The sequence below is a fragment of the Brevibacillus sp. FSL K6-6036 genome, from assembly GCF_037964015.1.
In the GTDB taxonomy this organism is placed as follows: Bacteria; Bacillota; Bacilli; order Brevibacillales; family Brevibacillaceae; genus Brevibacillus; species Brevibacillus borstelensis.
In genome coordinates this window covers 1,800,688-1,822,489 of record NZ_CP150173.1, presented here as the reverse complement: position 1 = coordinate 1,822,489, position 21,802 = coordinate 1,800,688, and the positions used below count along the sequence as shown (strand labels likewise).

Annotated in this window: 22 protein-coding genes; 12 read left to right on the top strand and 10 right to left on the bottom strand. The window is 51.2% G+C overall.

All coding sequences use genetic code 11. The features are described 5' to 3' along the window. The first annotated feature begins 22 nt into the window (after positions 1 to 22). Positions 23 to 811: a metallophosphoesterase family protein gene (locus tag NST37_RS09065; RefSeq protein WP_003390805.1), complete on the top strand. Its 789-nt coding sequence runs from the start codon at positions 23 to 25 to the stop codon at positions 809 to 811. On the opposite strand, the gene NST37_RS09060 is transcribed toward NST37_RS09065, so the two are convergent. Together NST37_RS09060 and NST37_RS09055 are read right to left on the bottom strand one after the other, a co-directional pair. Next, positions 808 to 2,640 carry a copper resistance protein CopC gene (locus NST37_RS09060; RefSeq protein WP_172920823.1) on the bottom strand — a complete coding sequence of 611 codons (1,833 nt, stop codon included), beginning with the start codon at positions 2,638 to 2,640 and terminating at the stop codon, positions 808 to 810. The genes NST37_RS09065 and NST37_RS09060 overlap by 4 nt on opposite strands. A gap of 121 nt (positions 2,641 to 2,761) precedes the next feature. Further along, entirely contained in the window at positions 2,762 to 3,820 is a 1,059-nt protein-coding gene (locus NST37_RS09055) for a DUF4198 domain-containing protein (RefSeq protein WP_003390809.1), read from the bottom strand. A 228-nt stretch (positions 3,821 to 4,048) separates the two neighbouring features. Here NST37_RS09055 and NST37_RS09050 point away from each other — a divergent pair, with 228 nt between their 5' ends. The 6 genes from NST37_RS09050 (at position 4,049) to NST37_RS09025 (ending at position 9,819) form a co-directional block, all read left to right on the top strand. Continuing rightward, positions 4,049 to 4,477: a disulfide oxidoreductase gene (locus tag NST37_RS09050; RefSeq protein ID WP_024985450.1), complete on the top strand. Its 429-nt coding sequence runs from the start codon at positions 4,049 to 4,051 to the stop codon at positions 4,475 to 4,477. A 3-nt stretch (positions 4,478 to 4,480) separates the two neighbouring features. After that, positions 4,481 to 4,948 carry a thioredoxin family protein gene (locus NST37_RS09045; RefSeq protein WP_003390813.1) on the top strand — a complete coding sequence of 156 codons (468 nt, stop codon included), beginning with the start codon at positions 4,481 to 4,483 and terminating at the stop codon, positions 4,946 to 4,948. A gap of 274 nt (positions 4,949 to 5,222) precedes the next feature. Next, positions 5,223 to 6,023 (top strand): FixH family protein, encoded by an 801-nt coding sequence (locus tag NST37_RS09040; RefSeq protein WP_031932394.1) that lies wholly within the window; start codon positions 5,223 to 5,225, stop codon positions 6,021 to 6,023. 188 nt (positions 6,024 to 6,211) lie between these two features. Next, positions 6,212 to 7,474, top strand: a complete 1,263-nt coding sequence (locus NST37_RS09035) for a stalk domain-containing protein (RefSeq protein WP_031932393.1) — start codon at positions 6,212 to 6,214, stop codon at positions 7,472 to 7,474. A 295-nt stretch (positions 7,475 to 7,769) separates the two neighbouring features. Next, entirely contained in the window at positions 7,770 to 8,210 is a 441-nt protein-coding gene (locus tag NST37_RS09030) for a GreA/GreB family elongation factor (RefSeq protein WP_003390819.1), read from the top strand. 278 nt (positions 8,211 to 8,488) lie between these two features. Then, positions 8,489 to 9,819, top strand: a protein-coding gene (locus tag NST37_RS09025) for an IS1182 family transposase (protein ID WP_122958896.1) whose coding sequence is annotated in 2 segments (ribosomal slippage) — positions 8,489 to 9,029 and positions 9,029 to 9,819 — 1,332 coding nt in all. Because the reading frame shifts where the segments join, the coding sequence is not laid out codon by codon here. Positions 9,820 to 9,949: 130 nt separating this feature from the next. Here NST37_RS09025 and NST37_RS09020 read toward each other — a convergent pair. From NST37_RS09020 to NST37_RS09000, 5 genes are all read right to left on the bottom strand, one after another. Then, positions 9,950 to 10,303, bottom strand: a complete 354-nt coding sequence (locus NST37_RS09020; protein ID WP_003390822.1) for a hypothetical protein — start codon at positions 10,301 to 10,303, stop codon at positions 9,950 to 9,952. A gap of 228 nt (positions 10,304 to 10,531) precedes the next feature. Continuing rightward, on the bottom strand, positions 10,532 to 11,521 hold the full coding sequence (locus NST37_RS09015) for a C40 family peptidase (protein WP_238986206.1): 990 nt from the start codon (positions 11,519 to 11,521) through the stop codon (positions 10,532 to 10,534). A 215-nt stretch (positions 11,522 to 11,736) separates the two neighbouring features. Next, complete coding sequence (murF, locus tag NST37_RS09010; protein WP_339186587.1) at positions 11,737 to 12,900, bottom strand: UDP-N-acetylmuramoyl-tripeptide--D-alanyl-D-alanine ligase; 1,164 nt, start codon at positions 12,898 to 12,900, stop codon at positions 11,737 to 11,739. Between the two features lie 113 nt (positions 12,901 to 13,013). Continuing rightward, positions 13,014 to 14,375 (bottom strand): alkaline phosphatase family protein, encoded by a 1,362-nt coding sequence (locus NST37_RS09005; RefSeq protein WP_339186586.1) that lies wholly within the window; start codon positions 14,373 to 14,375, stop codon positions 13,014 to 13,016. Beyond that, positions 14,357 to 14,614: a hypothetical protein gene (locus tag NST37_RS09000; RefSeq protein ID WP_339186584.1), complete on the bottom strand. Its 258-nt coding sequence runs from the start codon at positions 14,612 to 14,614 to the stop codon at positions 14,357 to 14,359. Before NST37_RS09000 ends, NST37_RS09005 begins: the two co-directional genes overlap by 19 nt. 387 nt (positions 14,615 to 15,001) lie before the next feature. Between NST37_RS09000 and NST37_RS08995 the strand changes: the two genes are divergently transcribed. The 3 genes from NST37_RS08995 (at position 15,002) to NST37_RS08985 (ending at position 17,970) form a co-directional block, all read left to right on the top strand. Then, positions 15,002 to 16,468, top strand: a complete 1,467-nt coding sequence (locus NST37_RS08995) for a potassium/proton antiporter (protein WP_003390831.1) — start codon at positions 15,002 to 15,004, stop codon at positions 16,466 to 16,468. Between the two features lie 190 nt (positions 16,469 to 16,658). Continuing rightward, positions 16,659 to 17,255, top strand: coding sequence for a TetR/AcrR family transcriptional regulator (locus NST37_RS08990; protein ID WP_003390833.1), 597 nt, complete (start codon positions 16,659 to 16,661; stop codon positions 17,253 to 17,255). Between the two features lie 13 nt (positions 17,256 to 17,268). Continuing rightward, a complete protein-coding gene (locus NST37_RS08985) occupies positions 17,269 to 17,970 on the top strand; it encodes a DUF2306 domain-containing protein (protein ID WP_003390835.1) in 702 nt (233 codons plus the stop codon). A gap of 51 nt (positions 17,971 to 18,021) precedes the next feature. Here the strand turns inward: NST37_RS08985 and NST37_RS08980 are convergent, their stop codons facing one another. Beyond that, positions 18,022 to 18,354 (bottom strand): MazG-like family protein, encoded by a 333-nt coding sequence (locus tag NST37_RS08980; RefSeq protein WP_003390838.1) that lies wholly within the window; start codon positions 18,352 to 18,354, stop codon positions 18,022 to 18,024. Positions 18,355 to 18,446: 92 nt separating this feature from the next. Here NST37_RS08980 and NST37_RS08975 point away from each other — a divergent pair, with 92 nt between their 5' ends. Both NST37_RS08975 and NST37_RS08970 read left to right on the top strand, forming a co-directional pair. Continuing rightward, positions 18,447 to 19,031 carry a TIGR00730 family Rossman fold protein gene (locus tag NST37_RS08975; protein WP_003390842.1) on the top strand — a complete coding sequence of 195 codons (585 nt, stop codon included), beginning with the start codon at positions 18,447 to 18,449 and terminating at the stop codon, positions 19,029 to 19,031. A gap of 153 nt (positions 19,032 to 19,184) precedes the next feature. Further along, positions 19,185 to 19,673: a cation:proton antiporter regulatory subunit gene (locus NST37_RS08970; RefSeq protein ID WP_003390843.1), complete on the top strand. Its 489-nt coding sequence runs from the start codon at positions 19,185 to 19,187 to the stop codon at positions 19,671 to 19,673. A 79-nt stretch (positions 19,674 to 19,752) separates the two neighbouring features. On the opposite strand, the gene NST37_RS08965 is transcribed toward NST37_RS08970, so the two are convergent. Together NST37_RS08965 and NST37_RS08960 are read right to left on the bottom strand one after the other, a co-directional pair. Then, positions 19,753 to 20,973: a cation:proton antiporter gene (locus tag NST37_RS08965; protein WP_003390846.1), complete on the bottom strand. Its 1,221-nt coding sequence runs from the start codon at positions 20,971 to 20,973 to the stop codon at positions 19,753 to 19,755. 133 nt (positions 20,974 to 21,106) lie between these two features. Next, complete coding sequence (locus NST37_RS08960; protein WP_003390849.1) at positions 21,107 to 21,601, bottom strand: cation:proton antiporter regulatory subunit; 495 nt, start codon at positions 21,599 to 21,601, stop codon at positions 21,107 to 21,109. Between the last annotated feature and the right edge of the window lie 201 nt (positions 21,602 to 21,802).

The window sequence follows — 21,802 nt, the reverse complement described above, 5'->3', positions numbered from 1 at the left end:
TACACGGGGAGGAGCAGTCAAGATGAACATCTATCTCGTCTCAGACATCCACGGTCAGTATCAAGCGCTTCGCGAAGCCTTGCAGCGGGTTTCCTTTTCCCCGGAACGCCAAGACAGCCTCTACGTAATCGGAGACATGGTCGACCGCGGCCCCCAATCAAAAGAGGTACTGGAGTATTTGCTCAGTCTGAAGAATGCTTATCCGGAGCAGATTTTCTTGCTCAAGGGAAATCATGAGCAGATGTTCGAGGACTGGCTGAAGGGGAATATGGATCCCACTTTGTATTTGCTGATGAATGGCGGAGATGCCACCGTGCGCTCGTTTTTGGGGCGACAGGCATTGCGCCGCGCCTTTCTTGGCGAAGTCCCCCCCGTCGAAACGCAAAACGCAGCGCGCGAAGATATTCTTGCCCGTTACACGTACTTGCTCCCCACTCTCGAATCGCTGCCTCTCTACCAAATGCTGCCTGCCAATGAATCCACCGGAGGGCAGCCGCCGCTGCTCGTGCACGCAGGCATTCGGCCGGGCATCCCCCTTTCCAAACAACGTCCCGAGGACCTCCTCTGGATTCGAGAGCCGTTCTACGATCATTACAGGGGAGAAGAAATGGTTATCTTCGGTCACACGCCCGTCCCCAGGCTTCCCGGGTATACCGGACAGGGCCCTTGGCACCACGGGAACCTGATCGGCATCGACGGCGGAGCGGCGTCCCCGCAAGGCGGCATTCTCCTCGTCAACTGGCCTTCCCTCCGGTATGTTTATGTTCCGCTCAGAGGTCTGCAATCGGCTCCCCGGGTACGCCTCACTTAACGAATGATCGGCGGGGGAGTTGCCGAGAGCAGACCCGCCAATATCAAGGCCGCCAAGACAATGATGAGCTCAAGGCGCAGCGTCCAGGACAGCTTCTTCGCCAAGCGGAGAGCGTCTTTTTCCTGCAATCCGGAAAGCACGGTCAGTCTGGGCATTACCCGTCCGCGATGGAATGCGGCGATGAGTAGCGCCAGCAAAAACGCGCCGATCTTGGCGGTCAGGATGAGCCCGTACGAAGTGGTCGCCAGCTGCTGGAGCTGTGAGAAGCGGAGCAGCCCGAGGACAATGCCTGTCCCGGAAATGACTGCGACCGAATACAGTGCCAACTGGGCGAATTGGCTCATCAATTTGTGCATGGCAATCAGCCCATCGGGATTCATGGCGAGCCGGAATGACAATACCGTCAATCCAGACAAGCCCCCCATCCAGATGACTGCCGCCGCCATATGGAGAACGTCAGAGGTCATCGAAGCAAATCTCTCCTGTCCTGCCATGGCGTGACCCGTCAATGGGAACGTGCAAAACAGGGCGATGACTGCTATCGTACTTCCCCACCGGAAATGAGCCGTATAGCGCACTGCCAGAAGAAGCAGGAAGCAGAGCAGGGGCCGAATCCATCCGATCGTGCCTGTCATCGTTTCACGAAGCAGCGTCAGCATGTTTTCCCCAAAGCCTCCCGGCAAGCGAAGCATGTCAGCCAAAAGGCAGATTCTTACGGCACCGCTCACCGCAAAAAAGAGCATGGCCAGCCAGATGATCAGCTTGACCTTTCTGCTGTGGAGCCACTTGGTGTCGATGGCCCGGACAAACCCTTCCCACCTGGAGAGAAACACCAAAATGCCTAAGCCTCCCGCAACAAGCACATCTGCCATCCGCAGCCATCTGTTCCATGCCTCATGAGCCTCGTGGTTATGGTCTTCCGGGGAGGCAAACTTGTCGGCGACAATTTCTACGCCGCTTTCCCCTTTTGTAACCTGGGCATCCGAGGAGCCATTTCCTTTTCCAACGGTTACGGAAGGCTGCTGTCCGTTATTTGCCTGAACCCCCGAAATGGACACCGATGGGGCTTGACCGGCTTCGTCGGCGGGAGATGTCTGTTCCGCTTTTACGGAGTTTTTATCCGCTTCCGCTGAAGAGGACTGCCCTGCTGTACCCGGGGCTGCAAGCTGTGAAGATCCTGTATTTTGCGATTGCCTGGCATCTTGGCTGTCAACAGGAGCTTTTTTCACTTCTTGTTGCGGGCTGGCAGCCTTTGGATCGGCGTAAGGAGCGGCCTTCTCTTCACTTTTTGAGCCTTTTGTTTTTTCCGTCGCTGCCGAAGCGCTCTCGTTTTGTTTAGCCGGTCCGTTTTTTGACTGATTCAAAGCTTCCTGTTCCTGTGCCGGAAGAGCAGTGGGCGGCGGAACAGCAGCTTCAGTCGTCTCGTCCCCGTCCAGGGAGACCGTATCAGCCGGACGATGTTTGGGCAGCGGTACTCCTACAGCGAATCGGAACGAGCCTTCCGTAACATGAGTATCTACCGACAACACTTGCCATTCCACACGGTATATACCGTTTTTCAAGGAAGAGACCGGCATCACGAGCGTCTTTTTTCCCTCTGCCCGAAACGTACCCGGTACGACCTCTCCCTGCTCTGTTTTCAAAACGAGCGAGCTCACATTTGCATTGATTTCCTCCGTGAAGGATATCCGTATCTCCTTCGGCGAGGTTTGCAGCTCTGACTCCTGCTGTGGCGAGGATTGATCCACATTGGCATGAGCGTACACAAATGACGGAACACTGCACACCATGCATACACACAGACAGAAGTAAAGGAGCCATCTTTTCATACGTTGTTCCCCTTTCCATTTGCCAAGCCCTTTCGCCGCCGAGAAATAGCTTCCGGCAGAGAAGACGACTAGAAAGCCGCCGAAAAACTTTCGACGGCTTTTTCCGATTGGCTATCGCTGCTTATTTCTTCGTGATGACAATCGCTTCCGGCAAAGTGCCGATCGGTGCCAATACTTCGACTGTCGCTCCTGCTTCCATTGCGGCTTTCCGCAAATCCACCTGGCCGGTTCCCTGATAAGCAGGATTCAAAGCCGTTTTCACGAATGTAGCTGGTACAGTCGTCTTCCCGTCAGCCGATGTCAGCCCGGACACGTCAGTCAGCTTGCCGTTGATATAGACGAGCGGCTGCGCACCCTTCGCCTTTTGCGCCGGGAGGGAAAACTTCCCGTTCTGGACGGAAAAGGTCATGGTTGCCTCGTAATTGGTTGTATCGTATTGACCTGCCACTTTTTCATCGGTAGCCGGTTTCGCCCGGAGCAGATAATAGTCAGCCGGGCCAGTCGTAAAGGCAATCGTGCCATTTGCATCTGTCTTGTAGATGGCCGCATCACTGGTGCTGCGGCGGATCAGGGTAATTTCCGAGTTTGCAAGCGGCTTCCCTTTTAGCAGCAGTTGAACAGACACCTTCTGATCAGGTGTAACCGCTGCCGGGTTGAACTGCGGCACCAGCTCCGCCCGATCCAGGCTGACCGGACGGCTGAAGCCCTTCAGCTCTTTTACTCTTTCCAAAGAAGGGATATCGCTGACGGCGACGAAGGATTTAGCACTGCGCAATGTCCGGCTGGAGACCTCGGCATTTTGAAAGAGACTGTCTCCTTCCACGGACACGATGTATGCACCCGGGGTGGAAGCGGAAAAAGAAGCTACGTAATAGTTGTTTTTCCCCGGCTCTGTCACTTCTTTCTCTTCTCCCGTATAAAAGAGAGTCGTGGTAATATCTGCTTTGCTTCCATTCGGAGAGGTAACGTATACTTTGGTAGAATCGGTACTCCACTTGCCCTCGATGCGATAGCTGCCATGATGGTTGGAGTGGTTTCCGAACAGCAACTCTACGTACGAAACCTCGCCAGCCGAGACAATCGGTGTATTGGTTTGCGACCAGCCGTCATGTGCCGATGCCGGTACAGCGAGCAGGCACGCCAAAGCGAGAGCAGGAATAAGCGTCATTCGTTTTTTCATGGTTGAGTTCCTCCCGATCGATTGTTTTTCCTTTGATATCCAGTCTCAGTATATGGCTCGTCCGCTGGATTGAGTATGACTCAACAGGGCTATCTTTGAGGGGCCAGGGTTGAACGATATGTGAACGTGGGTGAAAACAGGCAAGTTCAAACAGCGTTCACAAGTTGTTACTTAACATAAGTCACTTCCTTTATGTAATTATGGTAAGATAATGGGCGAGGTGTTGATATGAGACGAGAGAGTATAGTGGAGCAAGCGCTCTTTGCAGCCTGGGTGGTTTCCCTGGTCGCAACCGGGGGCAGCTTGTTCTTCTCGGAAGTGCTGAAGTACATTCCGTGCGAACTGTGCTGGTACCAACGAATTTTTATGTATCCGCTGGTCCTTTTGCTCGGGATCGCTTCCGCAAAAAAAGATTACGGAATTGCGCGATATGCCCTGCCTCTGTCTATTATCGGGGGAGCCATTTCACTCTATCACTATCTGGTACAGAAGGTCCCCGCTCTGCATGAGCTCGGCAACGCGTGCGGAATCATCCCGTGCAACACGGACTACATCAACTGGCTAGGCTTTATCACCATTCCGTTCCTGGCGCTCATCGCTTTTCTTTTGATTACCGTACTGCTTATTTTCATTCGTACCAATGGGAAGGAGAAGTAAAGCATGAAAAAGATCATTATCCTATCCGTCATCGCTGCTGTATTTCTGATCGGAGCCGTCGTGTATTCGGATATGGCCAACAAGCAAGCTGCAGAAGGAAATCCTTTCGGCAAAACAAATCTGAATCCGGCTACGATCGCTCAATTGGATGACCCCAATTACGGAAATCAAATTCTCCCTGACGAATTGAAAGCAAAGCTGGAAGGGAAAGAAGAGCTGTTCATTTACTACTACAGTCCGACTTGCGAACACTGCCAGCGAACGACACCCGTCCTGGTTCCGGTTGCCGATGAGCTGAAAGTGGATGTCAAGAAGCACAACCTGCTCGAATTTGCATCCAGCTGGGATGCGTTTGCCATTGAGTACACCCCTACTCTCGTCCACTACAAAGATGGAAAAGAAGTATCTCGTCTGGTCGGCGAACAGACAGCCGATGAATTGAAACAATGGTTTCAGGAACAGAAAAAATGACTTGCTGCCTCCCAATTTACGGGAGGCTTTCCTGTTCTGGCATAAAAAAGGTGGCGTTTATGTGAACACTCTTGTAAATCAACAGGGAAATAGCCCGTTTGAGTCATCTTTTTCTCCCCCTTTTTGCCTATAATGTTGTGGGAGCAGGAAAAGACTTTTCACACCGCCGGGCAGGATACTTGCCCCAGCGAAAAGAAACCGTCCGCTTTTTGATGCAATTTGACAAAAGCAGGGGTTTCTCGTAATTGTGATGACAGAAAGTGAGGATGTACAAGTGAAACGACATATATGGACAGTGATTGCCTCGCTCGCCCTGATCGTGGGCGCGGGCTGCAGCAAAGAAGAGAATGCCCTCCCCTCTGGGTCTCCTATTGAGGTAGCCTTGACGATTGAGCCGCAGGAGGTCGTAGCCAATGAAGCGGTAACCTTCTCGATAAAAGTGACCCAAGACGGTGCTCCTGTCGACGATGCCAGGGAAACGGAATTCGAAATCTGGAAGGATGGACAGGAACAGCACGAAACCATCCCGGCGACACTCCAAAAAGAAGGAGTCTACACCGCCCAAAAAACGTTTGCCGAGCCAGGAGCATACAACGTGATGTACCACGTGACAGCCCGCGATTTTCACAATATGCAAACACAGACCTTTACGGTAAAAGGCGCCGCTGATCAAGCTGACGGCTCTCATGCAGCGCACGAGCACGATCAGGCTTCCCAGCCGGAACATTCGGCTGCGCATGAACACGGCAGCTCTCACGGGTCAGAGGAACACCATCACGGTGCCGTTGTCAATATGCACTTTCAGCCGGCTGAGTCAATCAAAGCAAATGAAGCTGCTTCCTTGACGGTTCATGTGCAAAAGGACAACCAGGCTTTGACGGAAGCTGCGGTCAAATTTGAAATCTGGCGCGAAGGCGAAGAGAAGCACCAGTATGTGGATGCCAGCGAAAAACAGCCTGGCGAATACACGACGGCAAACGCCACTTTCCCTGCTTCGGGTACGTACACCGTCAAGGTGCATGTGGAAAAGGGAGAGATCCATGACCATAAGGAATTCTCGGTAACCGTACAATAAGCCTTGCCATTCGAATGTTTGCGACAAGCCCCGCCCACTAGTATGAGCGGGGTTTTTTACGGCTTGGGCAGCCCGGCCGCTTTTCCGGTTTTCTTAATATTTTTACATATCCACAGAAACTTTCATCTTGCAGAAATGTCCATGGACTGATATAAGAATCGAGTAGAGAGAAGTTGGGAGAGGATACGATGAAAAAGAACAAACGATCATTTTTGCTTGCACTCGCCTGTTTTGGCATGTTGAACGGACTGGTACCTTCTGCCGAAGCCGCGACAGCTCCGTCCGCCCCCACGATATTGCTGGATGGGTATCCGCTGACCTTTGCCGCTGAACCCAGACTTGTTGAGGGCAGAACCATGGTTCCTTTCCGTGTAATCGCGCAAGCGTTGGGAATTGACGTACAGTGGGACGGCAAAACGCGAACGATTACGGCGGACAAGGACGGGAAGCACATACAAATGCAGCTGGATAATCCGCAGGTTATGGTGAACGGCGTGGCCACGCAGCTCCCCGTCGCCCCCTTTGAGCAAAACGGGCACACCTTGATCCCCCTGCAGTTTTTCAGCACGCAATTCGGTGCCCAGGTAAACTGGGAGCCTGCCACACGGACCGTTTCGATTGCTTCACCGCGCCAGAAGCTGCATACCACGGCGTTTTACGCGATTTCATCTTATTCGCAGCGGCAGTATATCCCGGCGTTTGATGCAGTCGCGTTTGGTTGGGCCCGGATCGACGGCAATGCTCAGCTTACCCTTGAGGGGAAGGATTTTTATTGGCCGAAGCCGGCAAATGACATCACTCCCGAGAAGATCATCGAAGCCACCAAAGAACAAGGGACGGCTCCCTCTCTCATGGTGTTTGCCACAGACGGCACCGGAGAGCTGACGCGCCTGCTGTCTGAACCCGGTCTGCGTGAGCGTGCGATAGCTGAAATTGTCTCGCTTGCCAAGGAAAAAGGGTTTGCCGGTGTGTCACTAGACTTCGAAGGTCTTGGACTGAGCGGCGATATCGCATTGGCCCGCCAGCAATTTACCGAGTTCGTTCAGTTGTTGGCGAAACCTTTGCATGAGTCAGGCATTTCGCTTTCGCTCGTGCTTCATCCCCTCAACAGCTCCTATCAGGGGTATGACTACGCCTCTCTTGGCAAGGTGGCCGATGAGCTCGTATTGATGGCCTACGCGTACGAGGACGAAAAGCGTCCCGAGCCGATGGGTAAAGTAAATGAAGCAATCACGATGGCACTGGCACACGTGCCAAAGGAAAAGCTGCTGCTCGGAATTTCAGCAGCCAGCGAAGACGAGCAGTCAATTGACAGCAAGGTCGGTCTGGCCAAACGCCATGGATTGAAGGGCATCGCTCTATGGCGCCTCGGACTCATCACCGAGGCCGAAAAGGCTCGCTTGGCGCAATCCATCGAAATGAAAGAAGCTGCTCCAGCCTTTCTTCAATAATCCCATGACGATAGCAACGCGAGCTCCATAGACTCATTGGAATCCCCCGTATCCGCCAAGGACACCGGGGGATATTTTGTTGTGTCTGCTTTTTCAAGGAGCCTGTGCCAACTGGAAACGATGTTGTTTTTTTCTAGGATTTAGGTAAAATGAAAGTATGGTCCCCTGCATATGGAGCAAGGGGCCACCTTTTATTATATGGGGGGATTATGCATGAAAATGAGGCGAACACCGTGGCGACTCGCAGACTTTGCTGACCGTTGGTTCATTCCAATACGAACAGGAGATGAATACGATGAACCGTAGTACCCTGCCTAATTCCATGCACCGCCGTTTGGTGGAGCAGTTGGTTTTCTTTGACGAACAACGCATTCCTTTTTTAGATCTTCATTTTGCCGGTAAACACAACGAACGCCAAAAAGCCAATCAGTGGCTGGACCAATATGTTTCTACTGTGGAAACACTGCTGAAGGAAACGAAAGATCAAGAGACTTCCCTATTGCCCAAAGTGGTGATCGGATCGCAAGTTGCTTTGCAATACGTGGATGACGGGTTGGAAGAGTCCCTGACGATCTGCTTTCCGGAACATACTGACCCCGATCTGGGACGAATCTCGTTCCTATCGCCTATAGGTCGACAACTGCTGATGAATCCTGTCAATGAGCCGGTCCGTCTGGAAATGCCCATGGGGACGCAGGAGGTCATTGTCCGCTCGATTCGTTTTGTCGACTGGTAACGTTGAAAATAACAGCAATCCCTTTTCCGTACTGTGCGATTGCCTTCACAATACACGACAGAACCGCGGCCACCCGACAGGGAAGGACCGCGGTTTATGGTTTTCCCCTAAAAAAAGAGCCGCTTTCGCAGCGGCTCTCAGGCTGTCGAGAAAGTCGACAGCCATTTTTATTTCCCTGTATTTTATGACGACACCGCGTTAATGTGTTATAATATTCTTGTAATTACATTTACTGGCGGGTGATTATTGTGCTTTCCTCTAATGAAAAAAAGCAACAAATGCAATATGAATTTGTATGCCTTGATGAGTTGGTCCCGGAGGACCATTTGCTACGAGTTATTCAAAAGCATGTAGACTTCTCTTTCATCCGAGAAAAAGTACGCCAATACTATTGTGAAGATAACGGTAGACCAGCCATTGATCCGGTGGTTTTATTTAAAATGATTTTCATTGGATACCTTTACGGTATCCGGTCAGAAAGACAACTCGAAAAGGAAATTCAGACGAATATCGCTTACCGCTGGTTTCTTGGCCTTTCACTAACAGATCGAGTTCCAGACCACACTACCATCAGTTGGAATCGTCGAACTCGTTTTAAAAACACAAATGTTTTCCAAGAGATTTTTGATGAAATCGTTCGCCTTGCTATCCAACATCGCATGGTTGGCGGACGTGTTTTGATAAGTGATTCCACTCATCTGAAAGCAAATGCGAACAAACGTAAATTTAAGAAGCATGTTATTGAAAAATCTAGTCGAGCCTACCTTAGTGATTTAGAAGCAGCCATTAATGAAGACCGTGAAGCACACGGAAAAAAGGATTGAAGCCTAGAGAGGATGTGAAGGAAGAAAAGGAAATCAAGGTGAGTACTACTGATCCGGACAGTGGTTACATGGTTCGTGACGGAAAGCCTGAAGGCTTTTTCTATCTCGATCATCGGACAGTCGATCATAAGTACAATATCATAACTGATGTACACGTGACTGCGGGTAACGTTCATGATTCTGTTCCTTATGTAGATCGGCTACAACACCAAATTGAGAAGTTTGGGTTTACAGATACCATTGAAGCCGTTGCATTGGATGCTGGCTATTTAACTACTCCAATCTGCAAGGCTCTGCACGATCTAAATATCTTTGCCGTCATTGGCCATCGAGCTTTTTCACCTGTTAAAGGCCTTATCGCCAAATGGCGGTTTAAATATGATCCCGAAAAGAATGTCTATATTTGCCCCCAAAAACATGAGCTTGCTTATTCGACAACTGACCGTAACGGATACAGAATGTATAAGTCAAATAAAGAAATATGTAAGGCATGTCCGATGCTCACTATGTGTACACGGTCAAAAAATCACCAAAAGGTGATAACCAGGCATGTATGGGAAGAGAGTAAAGAATGGGTTCGACAGAACCGCTTAAGTAAGTCAGGAAAATACCTATACAGGTTGAGATACCAAACGATAGAGCGAAGTTTTGCAGATGCCAAAGAACTGCATGGACTTCGCTATTGTAGGTTGCGCGGACGTGAAAATGTCCAAGAGCAAGCGTTGCTGACAGCAACCGTTCAAAATATAAAAAAGATAGCACTCCACCTTGCAAAGGCATGTTAGGTGTGGTGCTATCTAAGACTTCCAGCACTTCGTGCTCAATTTTATTGTTATGAAAGAAGAAACTCCAACATATTGTGGGGTTTCTCGACAGCCTGAGAGCCGCTTTCGCAGCGGCTCTCATGTTCTCATTTTAAAAGCAAGTAAAGGATACAATCCGATTTAAAGCTAAGCCGAAGTATTGCCATGTGAAGCCGTTCCATCGATAGCCTGCAACTGTGGTGCGGCTGACGAAAACGGGATAAAACCAGAACGACCGGCCGTTGCGCAGCCAGACGAACGTAAAGCGGAACAAGCATCCTCGGAACGATCCGCGGTCTACGCGGAACTGCTGCCCGAAGGAACGAGGAGCGCTCGGTATCCTGCTAGGCGGCGGTACAGATGGCGGGGGCGGGAAGCCTCCGGGAGGGAATGCGCTGCTTCCAGGCGGCTGACTGCTGCTGCCGGGGGGAAAACCACCACTGCCAGGGGGAAACGGAAAACTCATGATCGTTACACCTCCTACAAGTTTCCCTATATAGAAATGCAGAAAAAGGCAGAAAGGCATGTGCGAATGCCGCTGGTCAATCATCCATTTTTCCGCGACTGCCGTCTGGCTCATGTCCTTGCTTTCTGTTTTAAGGGGAAATAAAAAGAGCGGTTGCACTGCAACCGCCCTGGTGATGGCTATTTCGGATGTTCATTTGATGCTTGCTCTGACTTACTCGACGTGCGATTAATACGGACGCCCGCCCATGATAAAGCGGTATTCCCAGTGGGTATCAGAAAAGTTGGTTATTTTCACACCGCCCGATTCTTTGGAAAACGTTTGCAACAGCTTGTCATCTCCCATGTAGATGCCTACGTGGGTAATGCTTTGCTTGAGGGGATCGACTCCTTTGTAATCCGACTCTTTCCAGCCGCGATAGCTCATGAAAAAGACGAGATCCCCTTTCTTCAACTGTTTCATGTCATAGGTATAGTGACCGTGCTGCTTCACATAATTCGCTTGCGAACGGGCACCGCCTCGTCCCATGTCGATTCCCAGACCATCCCGGTACGCCCACATCGTAAATTCTGAGCAGTCCATCGTATCTTTATTGGAGCGGGTAGAGCCGTATTGATACGGTGTCCCCAAATATTTTTTTCCAGCCTCGATCACCTTGTCTCCTTTGGACTCGGCATCATTGTTCACTGGTGGTTTCACAGGGGCTGGATTACTTGTGCCTGTCCCATCCGTCAAAAAGGAACGCACCCCAACCAGTTTGCCTGTATAGGCGGACAGACGTTTTTCCACGACCTCGTCTTCGCCTTGCGAGGAATAGATGAACCGGTCATTCCCGACATAGATCCCCATAAAATTGGGATTGCCGGTCCCCTTGCTGGAGAAAAACAGCAGGTCGCCCGCTTTTACCTGATCCTTGCTCACTGTTTTTCCGGAACGATACAATTCAGCGATGGTGTCCTCAATGGTTACGCCTACTTTTCCAAATATGTACGTGGCCAAACCTGCAGAACCGAACTGAGTCGGGCCTTCCGCTCCATATTTGTAATCCTTTCCCAAAAGCGATTGGGCCAAGGCCGCTACCTGCTCCGCTTTGCCGGAAAGTTGCGAATCATCAGACGCTGCGGCTGCTTGTCCATTTTCTGCGAACATCAGCAGGGATGTACCAAGCATGACGGCAACCGTAGACTTCTGTATCCAATCTCGTTTCGTCACTCGCATTCTCCTCCTAGCTGTGTTTTCCCAACAGATTGGGTACGCAACCAGTTTAAAGCAAAAAGGGCGCAGCCGATAAGGCTGTAAATCTTTCCAACAGTGGATTTGATTACATAGTCCGAGGACAATAGCCCTATTTTTCCTGTATATATAGCAACACACAAAACAAAGCGAACCAGCCTCGAGCAACATTCGAGGGGGAGTGGTTCGCGCAGCTATTCTTATCCGTTTTGCTCGGAAATCGCGGAGGCTTTTCTGCACAAAAAATCGACCGTCCGGTTCATTCGCAGGCGGTGAGAGCCTTTCACCAAAAAAGAAGTATCCGGACGAATGTGCTCATGCAGCATTCGATGCAGCTGTTTTTTGCTTCTGCAAAGGATTACCCTCTCGGGCGGAAAACCTGCCCGAATCGCACCTGCAGCGATATAACGGGCATGCTTGCCTAAAGCATACAAATAATCTACTTGTTTTCTGCAAGCATACTTCCCGACAAAAGAATGTCCTGGAACTGTGTACCTGCCCATTTCCAGCATACTGCCAAGGATCGCGATCCTGGTGCCGGTTTCAAGCTCCTCCAAAACATCCAATGCCGCTTTTACCGCCTGTGGATTGGAACTGTATGTGTCGTCGATCACATTGACATTGGGTCCGACATTCATGGTTGTCAATCTTCGGTTCTGCGTCTGGAATTGCCGCAACCCTTTTTCGATCCCTGAGACGGGAACTCCCAGTTGATGACTGACTGCGATGGCAAGCAGCGCATTGGAGACATTATGCTCACCTCTGACCGGGACAAAAAACGGAAATCGCTCTCCATCGATCGAACAATGAAAGCGGATGCCGTCCCCCTCCCGCTTGAGGCCGCTCGCCTGATAATCCGCTTGGTGCTTGATACCGATGGTGAAAAATTCCCCCTGGAACCTTCCACGAAAAGGCTGCTGTGTGAATTCGCGAGAATACGAGCAGTCCACATTGAGAAACACTTTTCCCTTTGGATCCATCGCACGTATCAATTCGGACTTTGCCATCGCCAGCGCGCGTATATCGCTCCCGACATTGCCGACATGCGCAGAACCGATGTTCGTAATCACAGCGTACCCAGGCTGAATGATTCGGCAATGGCGGGTGAGATCGCCTTTGTACAGCAACCCGTATTCGAGAACTGCGACCTGATGCTCGGGTCCAATCTGCTGGGCATGAGCCTTCAAGTTCCCCAAATAATTTCGGTTCCCTCTAGACTTGTAGATCGTAAATTGCGTACTCAGGATGGATGCGATCATCTCTTTGGTCGTGGTTTTGCCAGCACTCCCTGTAACCGCGACGACTGGCAGATGAAGCTGCACAGGCTGTTTGGCTTTTGCCCTTTTTCCACCCAAACGCCTCAATGGGCATCTCTCCTTTGGTTTCCAGGTCCACTTCCGCGTAACTATCCTATGAGCGTTCGGGACAGCCCGTATAGACCTCTAACCAGCCAAGCAGTTCCGCAGTCGGCTATTCTCTACCATTTCCTCTGGATCTGGATCAAGGAGAGAACAAATGACTTTATTTCTACTTGGCGCTCCGGCAACGAGGGAAGCCTGCCCTTCCCCGTCACGATCATCGGGGCCAGAGAGTCTTCGCGGTGCAAAGAACCGTGATTGCCTCCGCCCGGATGATTCGGGGACCGGTTCACATGAAGCTCCGTTCCCGGCATTGCAGTAGCTACGAGAAATTCTCCCTGGTGAGAATCGAGCGAACCCTTCAACGCATCCGGGTATTCTGGCGACCCGATTCTCCGCTCTTTTCCGTGGACCGCAAGACCGAGCACGGACCAATCGCCCTCCACATCCCACAACTTCCCGAATTCGTCCCGGTACGCCTGCCCCTCCCTGTAGCGAAGCCACCGCTCCGAACCTCCCCGCCTCACATAAATCCACCCTTGCTCCTTCCACGCGACCAAATCAATCCGCGGATCGCTTGCAAACAGAGACACCAGCGCTGCAAGCGGGGCACGCTGGGACAAGGAGTAGACGTAGCACATCCGCCCGTTCACCGCAATTGCCACATCATCGTCAGGAGCGGCTGTCCTCCCCAGCGGTGTGTTGCGGTAACCTCGGGCCTGCATCAGCTCGTCCAGATCGATAACTGCCGTTTTTTTCTCCGCCACTGTCGCGGTAACGCCGCTGTCCCCCAGCAAAATAAATACGTGATCACGGAGCGCACGTTCCCAATCGCCGAATGCGTTCAGCAGCCGCTGCAGCCGTTCGTCCACCTCCAGCACCCCTGATACATCCGCCGGGCCTTTTTTATGCAGTTTTCCGTCCAAATCCGGAAAGTAGGCAAAAGTCACATCAGGAAGTGTTCCTTCTTTTATGAGCTGAAGAAGGCTTTGAAGCGTGTATTCGTCATGAAATCCATAAGCATGGGCGGGCCCCGTCGGCAACGGTGCCGGACTCACCTTTGACAAGGCGCCAAATCCAAGCAGATTCGGTCCCATCACATTCACCCGGCTGCTGCCCATCACCAAGCGAAGCAATTCGTTCGGGAAGACAAGCTGATGGGGAACATTCCCCCGATAAATCAAGCCGTTAATGGAAGCGGAAGTAAATCCGGCCTGGTGCAGCTCCTCGTGGAGAGTGCGAACGCGCTTTGAGAGATGAACCTGGTTTAAGTTCATCAAGGTGTCTGTCAGCAAATTAACTGGCCCCTGCTGCCATACCGCTCTTTGCCCGTCACCGTAGTTGACGATCCTTCTCTCAGAAGGGTGAAACCATAGTAGGCCAGGGATATTGTGCTCATCCGGATACGTTCCGGTCAACATGGAACTGTCTATGGTGACGGACATCGTCGGGAATGAGCTGATTACATCTCGCTTGTACACCCGTTCTTGATCAAAAAGCCGATTGCCGGCAGCTTGTTTGCTTGCATCAATCGGTCTATCGCTGCCGATTGGAGCGAATCGACGAGCAGCATGATCACCTTGGGACGGCTGGCAGCAGACCGATTTTCTCCAGACAAAGGCAATTCTTGTTGGATGTGCGGCTTGGCGCATGCAGCTATCGCGCTGAGCATCAGTACGAAGCTGAGCGCTAGCAATAGAGACTTTCGTTTTACCGGCACGTTGTGTTCCCCTCCGCGATGTTTCGATCAGGCAGTATTTGTGTATGGTTAACATTTACACTCCCCAGCCGGAAACAACATTATCCCATCTGTCCCACGACGCCTGTCCCTTTAAATCAAAACAGCCCTGCTAAGCAGAGCCGCAACTTGTGCCGGGGAAGCCACGCCGTCCGGTTCGCGGAGGCGCAAAAATCTGTGTAAATGTTCATTGCTTGAGAAAACTGTTACAAACAATACTTGTTTGCGTTACAATAAAAGATGGTTGGCTTTTCCACTTTGCCGCCGAAAAGCAACTCTCCAAGCCAGGCGTCAGGCCAGCCCCTCCCAGGACGAATCCAGCTCTTTTACATAGACAGTCTTCCAGATTCTCAGAAAGTAGGTGGCTCTTTGGAATTTACGACAGACAGCATTATTTTGCTCTTTGCCATCCTTTTGGTTGTCGGTGTTCTGACCACGAAGTTTTCCTCCCGGATCGGCTTGCCCTCTCTCGTATTCTTTATCGCCGTCGGCATGTTCCTCAATCAAATCATTTATTTTGACAACGCCGCCCTGACCCAGCTCTTCGGCATAATGGCGCTGATCGTCATTCTTTTTGAGGGCGGCATGCAGACAAAGTGGAGCAAAGTGCGCCCCGTGATTGCTCCGTCTTTATCGCTGGCTACGCTGGGAGTTGTCTTGACCACGCTGGTTATTGGCGTATTTGCCGTATTCATTCTCCAGCTCTCCTGGCTCGAGGGGCTGCTGTTTGGCGCTATCGTCGGTTCTACGGACGCCGCCGCCGTATTTGCCGTGCTTGGAAACAAGAACATCAAAGAGCGGATTACCTCGCTTTTGGAGGCAGAGTCGGGAACAAACGATCCGATGGCCGTTTTTTTGACCGTCTCGTTCATCCAAATGATCCAGGAGCCCGAAGCCAGCTTCTTTACGATGATCCTTTCCCTGATCTGGCAAATGGGCTTTGGCCTCGTGATGGGATTGCTCCTGGGAAAAATCTCGGTCTGGGCGATCAACCGGATCAATCTGGATTCGTCAGGGCTTTATCCCGTGCTCGCCTTATCCCTCGCCGTGCTTACTTACAGCGGAACTGCCCTGCTTCACGGCAGCGGCCTGCTCGCGGTGTACGTCATGGCTATGGTTGTGGGCAATTCCGATTTGACCTATCGCCATTCGATCTTCCGCTTTAACGAAGGCTTCGCCTGGATGATGCAAATCCTGATGTTTATTCTGCTGGGGTTACTCAGCTTCCCGGACGATCTGCTGGTGATCGCGTGGCAGGGGCTTGCTCTCTCTGCACTGCTCATGTTTGTTGCCAGACCGATCGGCGTTTTCATCAGTACCGCCCTCACTCGCTATTCGCTAAAAGAAAAGATGTTTATATCCTGGGCGGGCTTGCGTGGAGCCGTTCCGATCGTTCTGGCCACGTACCCGTTGCTCGCTGGACTGGACAATGGGATTCTCTTCTTTAACGTCGTCTTCTTCGTCGTGTTGACATCGGCTCTGATTCAAGGTGCGACGCTCTCCCCGCTCGCTCAGAGATGGGGGCTCACCAGTGCACAAAAGCCGGTGATTCCGCACAGCCTGGAGCTGGTCTCGATCGGCAAGACAAACTCGGAAATGATGGAAATCGAGGTAAAGGCCGGTACCCGTGCCGAAGGACAGGACCTGCAGTCTCTCACACTTCCGGAGAACACCTTGATCACAGCCGTCATTCGCCAAACAAAGTTGATCACTCCGCAAGGCTCGACTACACTTAAAGCAGGAGACATTTTGTACGTGCTCTGCGAAAAGAAAATGCGCGAGAGCGTGAAATCGGTCTTCCTGGAGCAGATGCCGGGCAAAGAAAGTGAGCAGTAGCACGGTCAGCGGAACCGTCCAAATTCCATCTCCACACTCAATCGCGAGATCTTCGGAAAGCGGTGTATGAAAGCCTTTTGTCCGAAGATCTTTTTTACTTCCCTCTTTACAGACCGACCATCGGTTTGTATACTTTAACATGTAACACTTCCAGGGAATTTTTTCTTCCCCTCGAAAGGATGATCTGTTGATGATATCGCGAGCCAACGATTCCCCCAGCTTTCGTCTCCTGCTGGAAACGACCGCAGCGTGCATTCGGGAAAAAGGCTGCAAAAAAACAACGCTGCAGGAGATTATGAACCGGTCCGGGCTCTCCAAGGGAGCCATTTACCACTATGTGCGAAGCAAGGATGAGCTGTTCGGTCTCATCCTCAAGAACAAGCTGGAATCATTGAGCGACAGCTTTTATCAAACGGCGTACGCGAAAAAAGATTTGCATCATCCGATGGAAGTCATCGCTGCCAGTGTCCGGCCTTTTGCCAATCCGGATGACGTGACTACTCCTATTTTGTTGTATTTGCTCAGTCAACAGGACCAAGCATCTGTAAGAAGCATCCTGGAGGACGTGTACCGTCATTCAGAGGAGAACTCGATCAAGTGGATCGAGCTTGGAAAAGAGGCTGGTGTCATCCCTGAACACATCGACGCTCGCAAAGCAGTCCGGCGGTTTATCACGTATTCGTATGGACTTCGCGTCAGAAGCGTCATCAGTCCGGATGAAATGGAAGAAGCGATTGCGGACTACTATGAGCTGATGAAGCGCGAACTGACGAAGCCCAACACCTAAGGGAGGATTCATTATGGCGGGATTTGAATTATTCAGGATTATTCATATCATTGCAGGCTTTCTTGCGTTAGTTGTCTTCTGGATTCCGATCGTTACGAAAAAAGGAGGAAAGGCGCATAACCGCGTCGGCTGGGTGTACGTCATCTCCATGGCCGCCGTCGCTGTGTCCGCCCTCTATATGGGGGTGTGGCGCATCGGCTTTGACCCGGACCGGACCTTGGCTTCGGTCTCTTTTGCCTGGTTTTTGATCTATATCTCCCTGCTCAGCTCGGCGACGGCCTGGTACGGCATGCGGGTGCTGCGATTTAAAAAACGCGTTTCTGCTCACCGCAACCCGTGGGATTTGCTGTTTCCCGGCCTGCTTTTCATCTCCAGCTTTTTTATCGGGGGCTACGGCTATCTGATCGACTCGCCGCTGCTCAACTGGTTTCCGCTCGTCGGCGTATTTCTCGGCGGCACTCAGCTCAAGTATTGGCTTCGCCCGCCTGCTACAAAAATGCACTGGTTTTTTCAGCACATGTCGGGCATGATGGGCTGTTGTATCGCAACGATTACCGCCTTCACCGTGTTTGGAGCGCCCCGTCTGCTTCATCTGGAGAGTGTAAATCCGATCATCTGGTTTTTCCCTACAATCGTGATAACCCCGGTTATTGTCGGCATGAGTGTCTATTATCAAAAGAAGTTCTCGAAAAAACCGATATCGCCAGGCAAGTAAACAGCCAAAGGAAGGCAGAATGGGATGCCTTCCTCTGTTGCCGTCTTCAGCCTACTTTTTCTCAGCCATTTCGCCAAATCGCTTAACCAGCTTTTCCTGATGCGCTTTCATGATCTCCTCTGGCCCCACACCGTACTGCTCGGCAAGCAGCACCAGATTCCCCAGTACATCACCCATCTCCTCGATCAGCTCGGCACGAATTTCTTCAACAGAACGATCCCCTTCATCCGGCCGGTCTCTTCCGATCTCCGTCGTCCGTACAGCACGTGCCAGTTCGCCCACTTCTTCCATTAAAAAACCGACCCGGATAAAGGGCCCGTACTTTGTCCAGCCGCGTTCTCCGTAAAAATCATTGACCCATTTTTGAAAATGATCCAGATTCATCGATCTATCCTTCCTTCTTCCAAGATTCACCTGTATACTATACCTTGGCAAAAGTCCGGTCAACTGCCGTCTTTAGCGAAGGAGGAAGAGCAATGAAACGAATTTGTGTCTATGCTGGCTCCAATCCCGGCACCAAACCCGTTTATACCGAGAAGGCAAAGGAATTGGGAATGGAATTGGCCAAACGGGGTTTGGAGCTCGTATACGGCGGGTCCAACATGGGTCTGATGGGAAGCACAGCAAACGCCGTCCTGGAAGCCGGAGGAGCCGCGATCGGGGTCATGCCTCGCGGGTTGTTCCGCGGAGAAATGGCCCACAGCGGGTTGACCCAATTTTATCAAGTGGAAAATATGCATGAGCGTAAGGCAAAAATGTCTGAGCTCTCTGATGCGTTCATCGCCCTGCCCGGCGGCTATGGAACCTTTGAGGAGCTGTTCGAAGCGCTCTGCTGGGGACAAATAGGCATTCATGAAAAGCCGGTAGGCGTCTTGAACGTCGATGATTACTACTCCCCGCTGATTCAGCTCGTCGAGACTGCCGTCGCAGCCGGCTTCATGCCTGCTACCCATAAGGAATTGCTGATCGTCGACAGCGAGCCTGTAAAACTTCTTGACAAGCTCGCTACGTACAAGCGTCCGAATCTGACAAATAAATGGAACGAACCGGATCAGTCATAATCAGACAGGGGCATTTGACACGCTTCTACAGACAATCCGTTTCGCCCAGCCCAGCCAGGAAAATCCTGCAAGCGGTTCCCAGACTTTCTAGCATCTTGGGCCTTCCTCCTGTATAATAGGGGCAACTTACGTACAAAAAAGGAGGTTGCCATTTTGAACATTTGGGAATCCGATTTGCCAGGAATCGGACGTAAATTTCAAATGGAGACCCGAATGGGAGAAAAGCTGGTTGTTGTCATCCATGACAGCGGCAGAAGAGAATTGTACTTCTTCGATGCCGGTGATCCGGATGAGTGCACATCAACCATTACGCTTGAAGACGATGAAGCCATGCAGGCAGCGGGAATTCTCGGCGGCATGAGCTACAAGCCGAAAGCGCTGGAGACCGTGAATCTCTCCCTGAACGATCTGGTTATCGAATGGTTCAAAATTCCTTCTGGGGCTGCATGCATCGGCAAAACGATAGGAGAAGTAGATGTCCGGCAAAAGACCGGTGTCACGATTATCGCCGTCATTGATCGGGAAAAGAAAAAACAGATCAACCCGGGTCCCGAGCACGTATTCATGGCGGATACGCAGCTCGTTGTGGCCGGCGAACGGGATCATTTGAAAAAACTGAAGGAATTGCTGCAACACGGCTAAGCTTTTTTACGAAAATAAAAGGGGCAGGTATCGATCATACAGATACCTGCCCCTTGCTTTTTTCAACCCAATGGTACGATCAACCTGTTCCATCGCCCTGCTGTTTTCGCCTGCTGAAATTCCCCGACACTTTTTCCCAGAAGTTGTAGATGGTTTTTGATTCTTTGGTCAATAGTGGTCCCAGAACAGCCAGGATCAGAACATACAGCACAGCGAAGGACTGAACGACCGGGTCCAGGCCTCCTGCCTTCCCGATGTTTGCCATGATAATGGAAAACTCGCCGCGTGATGCGAGCGTAAACCCGATATTGAAGGAAGCCCGCTTGGATATACCTGCCGAGCGTCCCCCCATCATGCCTGCGAAAATATTTGCCACAAGCGTGAGGACAACAGCCACGATCGTGATCCACACTGCTCCTCCAAGCGACATCGGATCAATTGTCAGCCCGAAGCCAAAGAAGAAGATCGCACCGAAAAAATCCCGGAACGGCAAAACCAGATGCTCGATTCGCTTGACATGCTTGGAATCCGCCAGCACAAGCCCCACCAAAAGCGCCCCGATCGCCTCTGCCACGTGTAGCGTTTCGGAAAAACCCGCCACCAGGAACAGAGCCGTAAACACAAGGATGAGGAACAGTTCGGTCGATTTGATGTCGAACAAGCGATCTACATACTTGATAACGTATCTTCCCGCGATCAGGAAGAACAAAATGAAGAGCAGCGCCGATAACGAAGTCATCAAAACACCTGTAAATGAGGTAGCTCCGCTCAAGACCAGGCCGGACAATATGGACATGTGTACGGCGATGAACAGATCGTCAAACATGATCATGCCCATGATAATCTCCGTCTCCGGGTTGGCTGTCCGTTTCAGATCAACGAGAACCTTGGCTACGATCGCTGTGGAAGAGCTGGTCATGATTCCCGCGACCACCAGCGTTTCCTTTAACGGCAAGTCCATCATCCATCCAAGCAGCAAGCCAGATACAAAATTGAGCGCGACGTAAAAAATACCGCCGACGAGGATTGATTTTCCCGACTTGATCAGGCGACTTACGGAAAACTCCAGGCCCAGGTAAAACAACAGGAAGAGCACGCCAAGACGGCCCATGAACTCGATAAACTCCGAGCTTTCAATAAATCGCAAATCAAGGATTCCAAAATGAGGTGCGTGCGGTCCTACCGCCATCCCTATCAAAATGTAAAATGGTATGACCGAGAAGCGCAGCTTTGTGGAGATCAAGCCGACGATTGAAATTAAAGCAAGGGCAAGCCCTATCTCAAATATTACGGTATCCATATGTTCCTCCTTTTTCAGTCTTTTTCATGAGTTGCTGATGCACAGCTTCCATCTTTTTTGCATCCGAAAATCAGTGGAATGCATGCAAATGGAATTTCTCTTGATTGCTTTCCAGACTGGGAAAAGGAGTACGCTAATCGCGTCCACCGAGCAAATACGCCTTTAAAGCTTTGAGATGCTGCCTCTCCCCTGCGACGATGAGCGTCGAGTTGGCAGTGAAGACATAATCGGGTCCTGGATTGATATGCTTCGTATGGTCTTTTTCTACGACAGCGATGATGGAGGCTCCCGTTTTCTGGCGAATCTCCAGTTCTCCGATCTTTTTCCCGATGCACTTTGCGCTGGCTTCGATTTTGTGCCACTCGATCACCAGATCGTCAAGGCTGATGTCAATCGACTCGAGCGCCTTCGGTTTATACGCCATCCCGCCAATAATGCCGGCAACCTGTCGCGCCTCTTCGTCATCGAGCGCCACCATCGAGACGCTGCTCTCAGGATCATCCTGGTCAAAATGGTACAGTTCGCGCCTTCCGTTATCGTGAATCACAACTACAAGCTTATCTCCGCTTTGGGTATCCAGTTGAAATTTTTTCCCGATTCCCGGCAAATGAGTTTCACGTACATTCATGAAAAATACCTCCAAGTTCGTTTTTGGCCATAACAAAGAAATCCCATCTGTACACTTAGTATTTTGGCAATCGCAACTCCCTTATCTGTTTTTCGTGAACAACAAAGCCGACTGTGCACGCTTTCGCGTCGTTTTTCCATTCAGGCTAACGCAGTGTTCTGCCTCCGAGTAAGTTCTTGTATCATCGTTTTGTTCTGCCGA

Excerpts from the sequence above, each read along its gene's own strand:
- NST37_RS09065 (WP_003390805.1), top strand. The coding sequence starts at position 23 with ATGAACATCTATCTCGTCTCAGACATCCACGGTCAGTATCAAGCGCTT.
- NST37_RS09060 (WP_172920823.1), bottom strand. The coding sequence starts at position 2,640 with ATGAAAAGATGGCTCCTTTACTTCTGTCTGTGTGTATGCATGGTGTGC.
- NST37_RS09055 (WP_003390809.1), bottom strand. The coding sequence starts at position 3,820 with ATGAAAAAACGAATGACGCTTATTCCTGCTCTCGCTTTGGCGTGCCTG.
- NST37_RS09050 (WP_024985450.1), top strand. The coding sequence starts at position 4,049 with ATGAGACGAGAGAGTATAGTGGAGCAAGCGCTCTTTGCAGCCTGGGTG.
- NST37_RS09045 (WP_003390813.1), top strand. The coding sequence starts at position 4,481 with ATGAAAAAGATCATTATCCTATCCGTCATCGCTGCTGTATTTCTGATC.
- NST37_RS09035 (WP_031932393.1), top strand. The coding sequence starts at position 6,212 with ATGAAAAAGAACAAACGATCATTTTTGCTTGCACTCGCCTGTTTTGGC.
- NST37_RS09030 (WP_003390819.1), top strand. The coding sequence starts at position 7,770 with ATGAACCGTAGTACCCTGCCTAATTCCATGCACCGCCGTTTGGTGGAG.
- NST37_RS09020 (WP_003390822.1), bottom strand. The coding sequence starts at position 10,303 with ATGAGTTTTCCGTTTCCCCCTGGCAGTGGTGGTTTTCCCCCCGGCAGC.
- NST37_RS09015 (WP_238986206.1), bottom strand. The coding sequence starts at position 11,521 with ATGCGAGTGACGAAACGAGATTGGATACAGAAGTCTACGGTTGCCGTC.
- NST37_RS08990 (WP_003390833.1), top strand. The coding sequence starts at position 16,659 with ATGATATCGCGAGCCAACGATTCCCCCAGCTTTCGTCTCCTGCTGGAA.
- NST37_RS08985 (WP_003390835.1), top strand. The coding sequence starts at position 17,269 with ATGGCGGGATTTGAATTATTCAGGATTATTCATATCATTGCAGGCTTT.
- NST37_RS08980 (WP_003390838.1), bottom strand. The coding sequence starts at position 18,354 with ATGAATCTGGATCATTTTCAAAAATGGGTCAATGATTTTTACGGAGAA.
- NST37_RS08975 (WP_003390842.1), top strand. The coding sequence starts at position 18,447 with ATGAAACGAATTTGTGTCTATGCTGGCTCCAATCCCGGCACCAAACCC.
- NST37_RS08965 (WP_003390846.1), bottom strand. The coding sequence starts at position 20,973 with ATGGATACCGTAATATTTGAGATAGGGCTTGCCCTTGCTTTAATTTCA.
- NST37_RS08960 (WP_003390849.1), bottom strand. The coding sequence starts at position 21,601 with ATGAATGTACGTGAAACTCATTTGCCGGGAATCGGGAAAAAATTTCAA.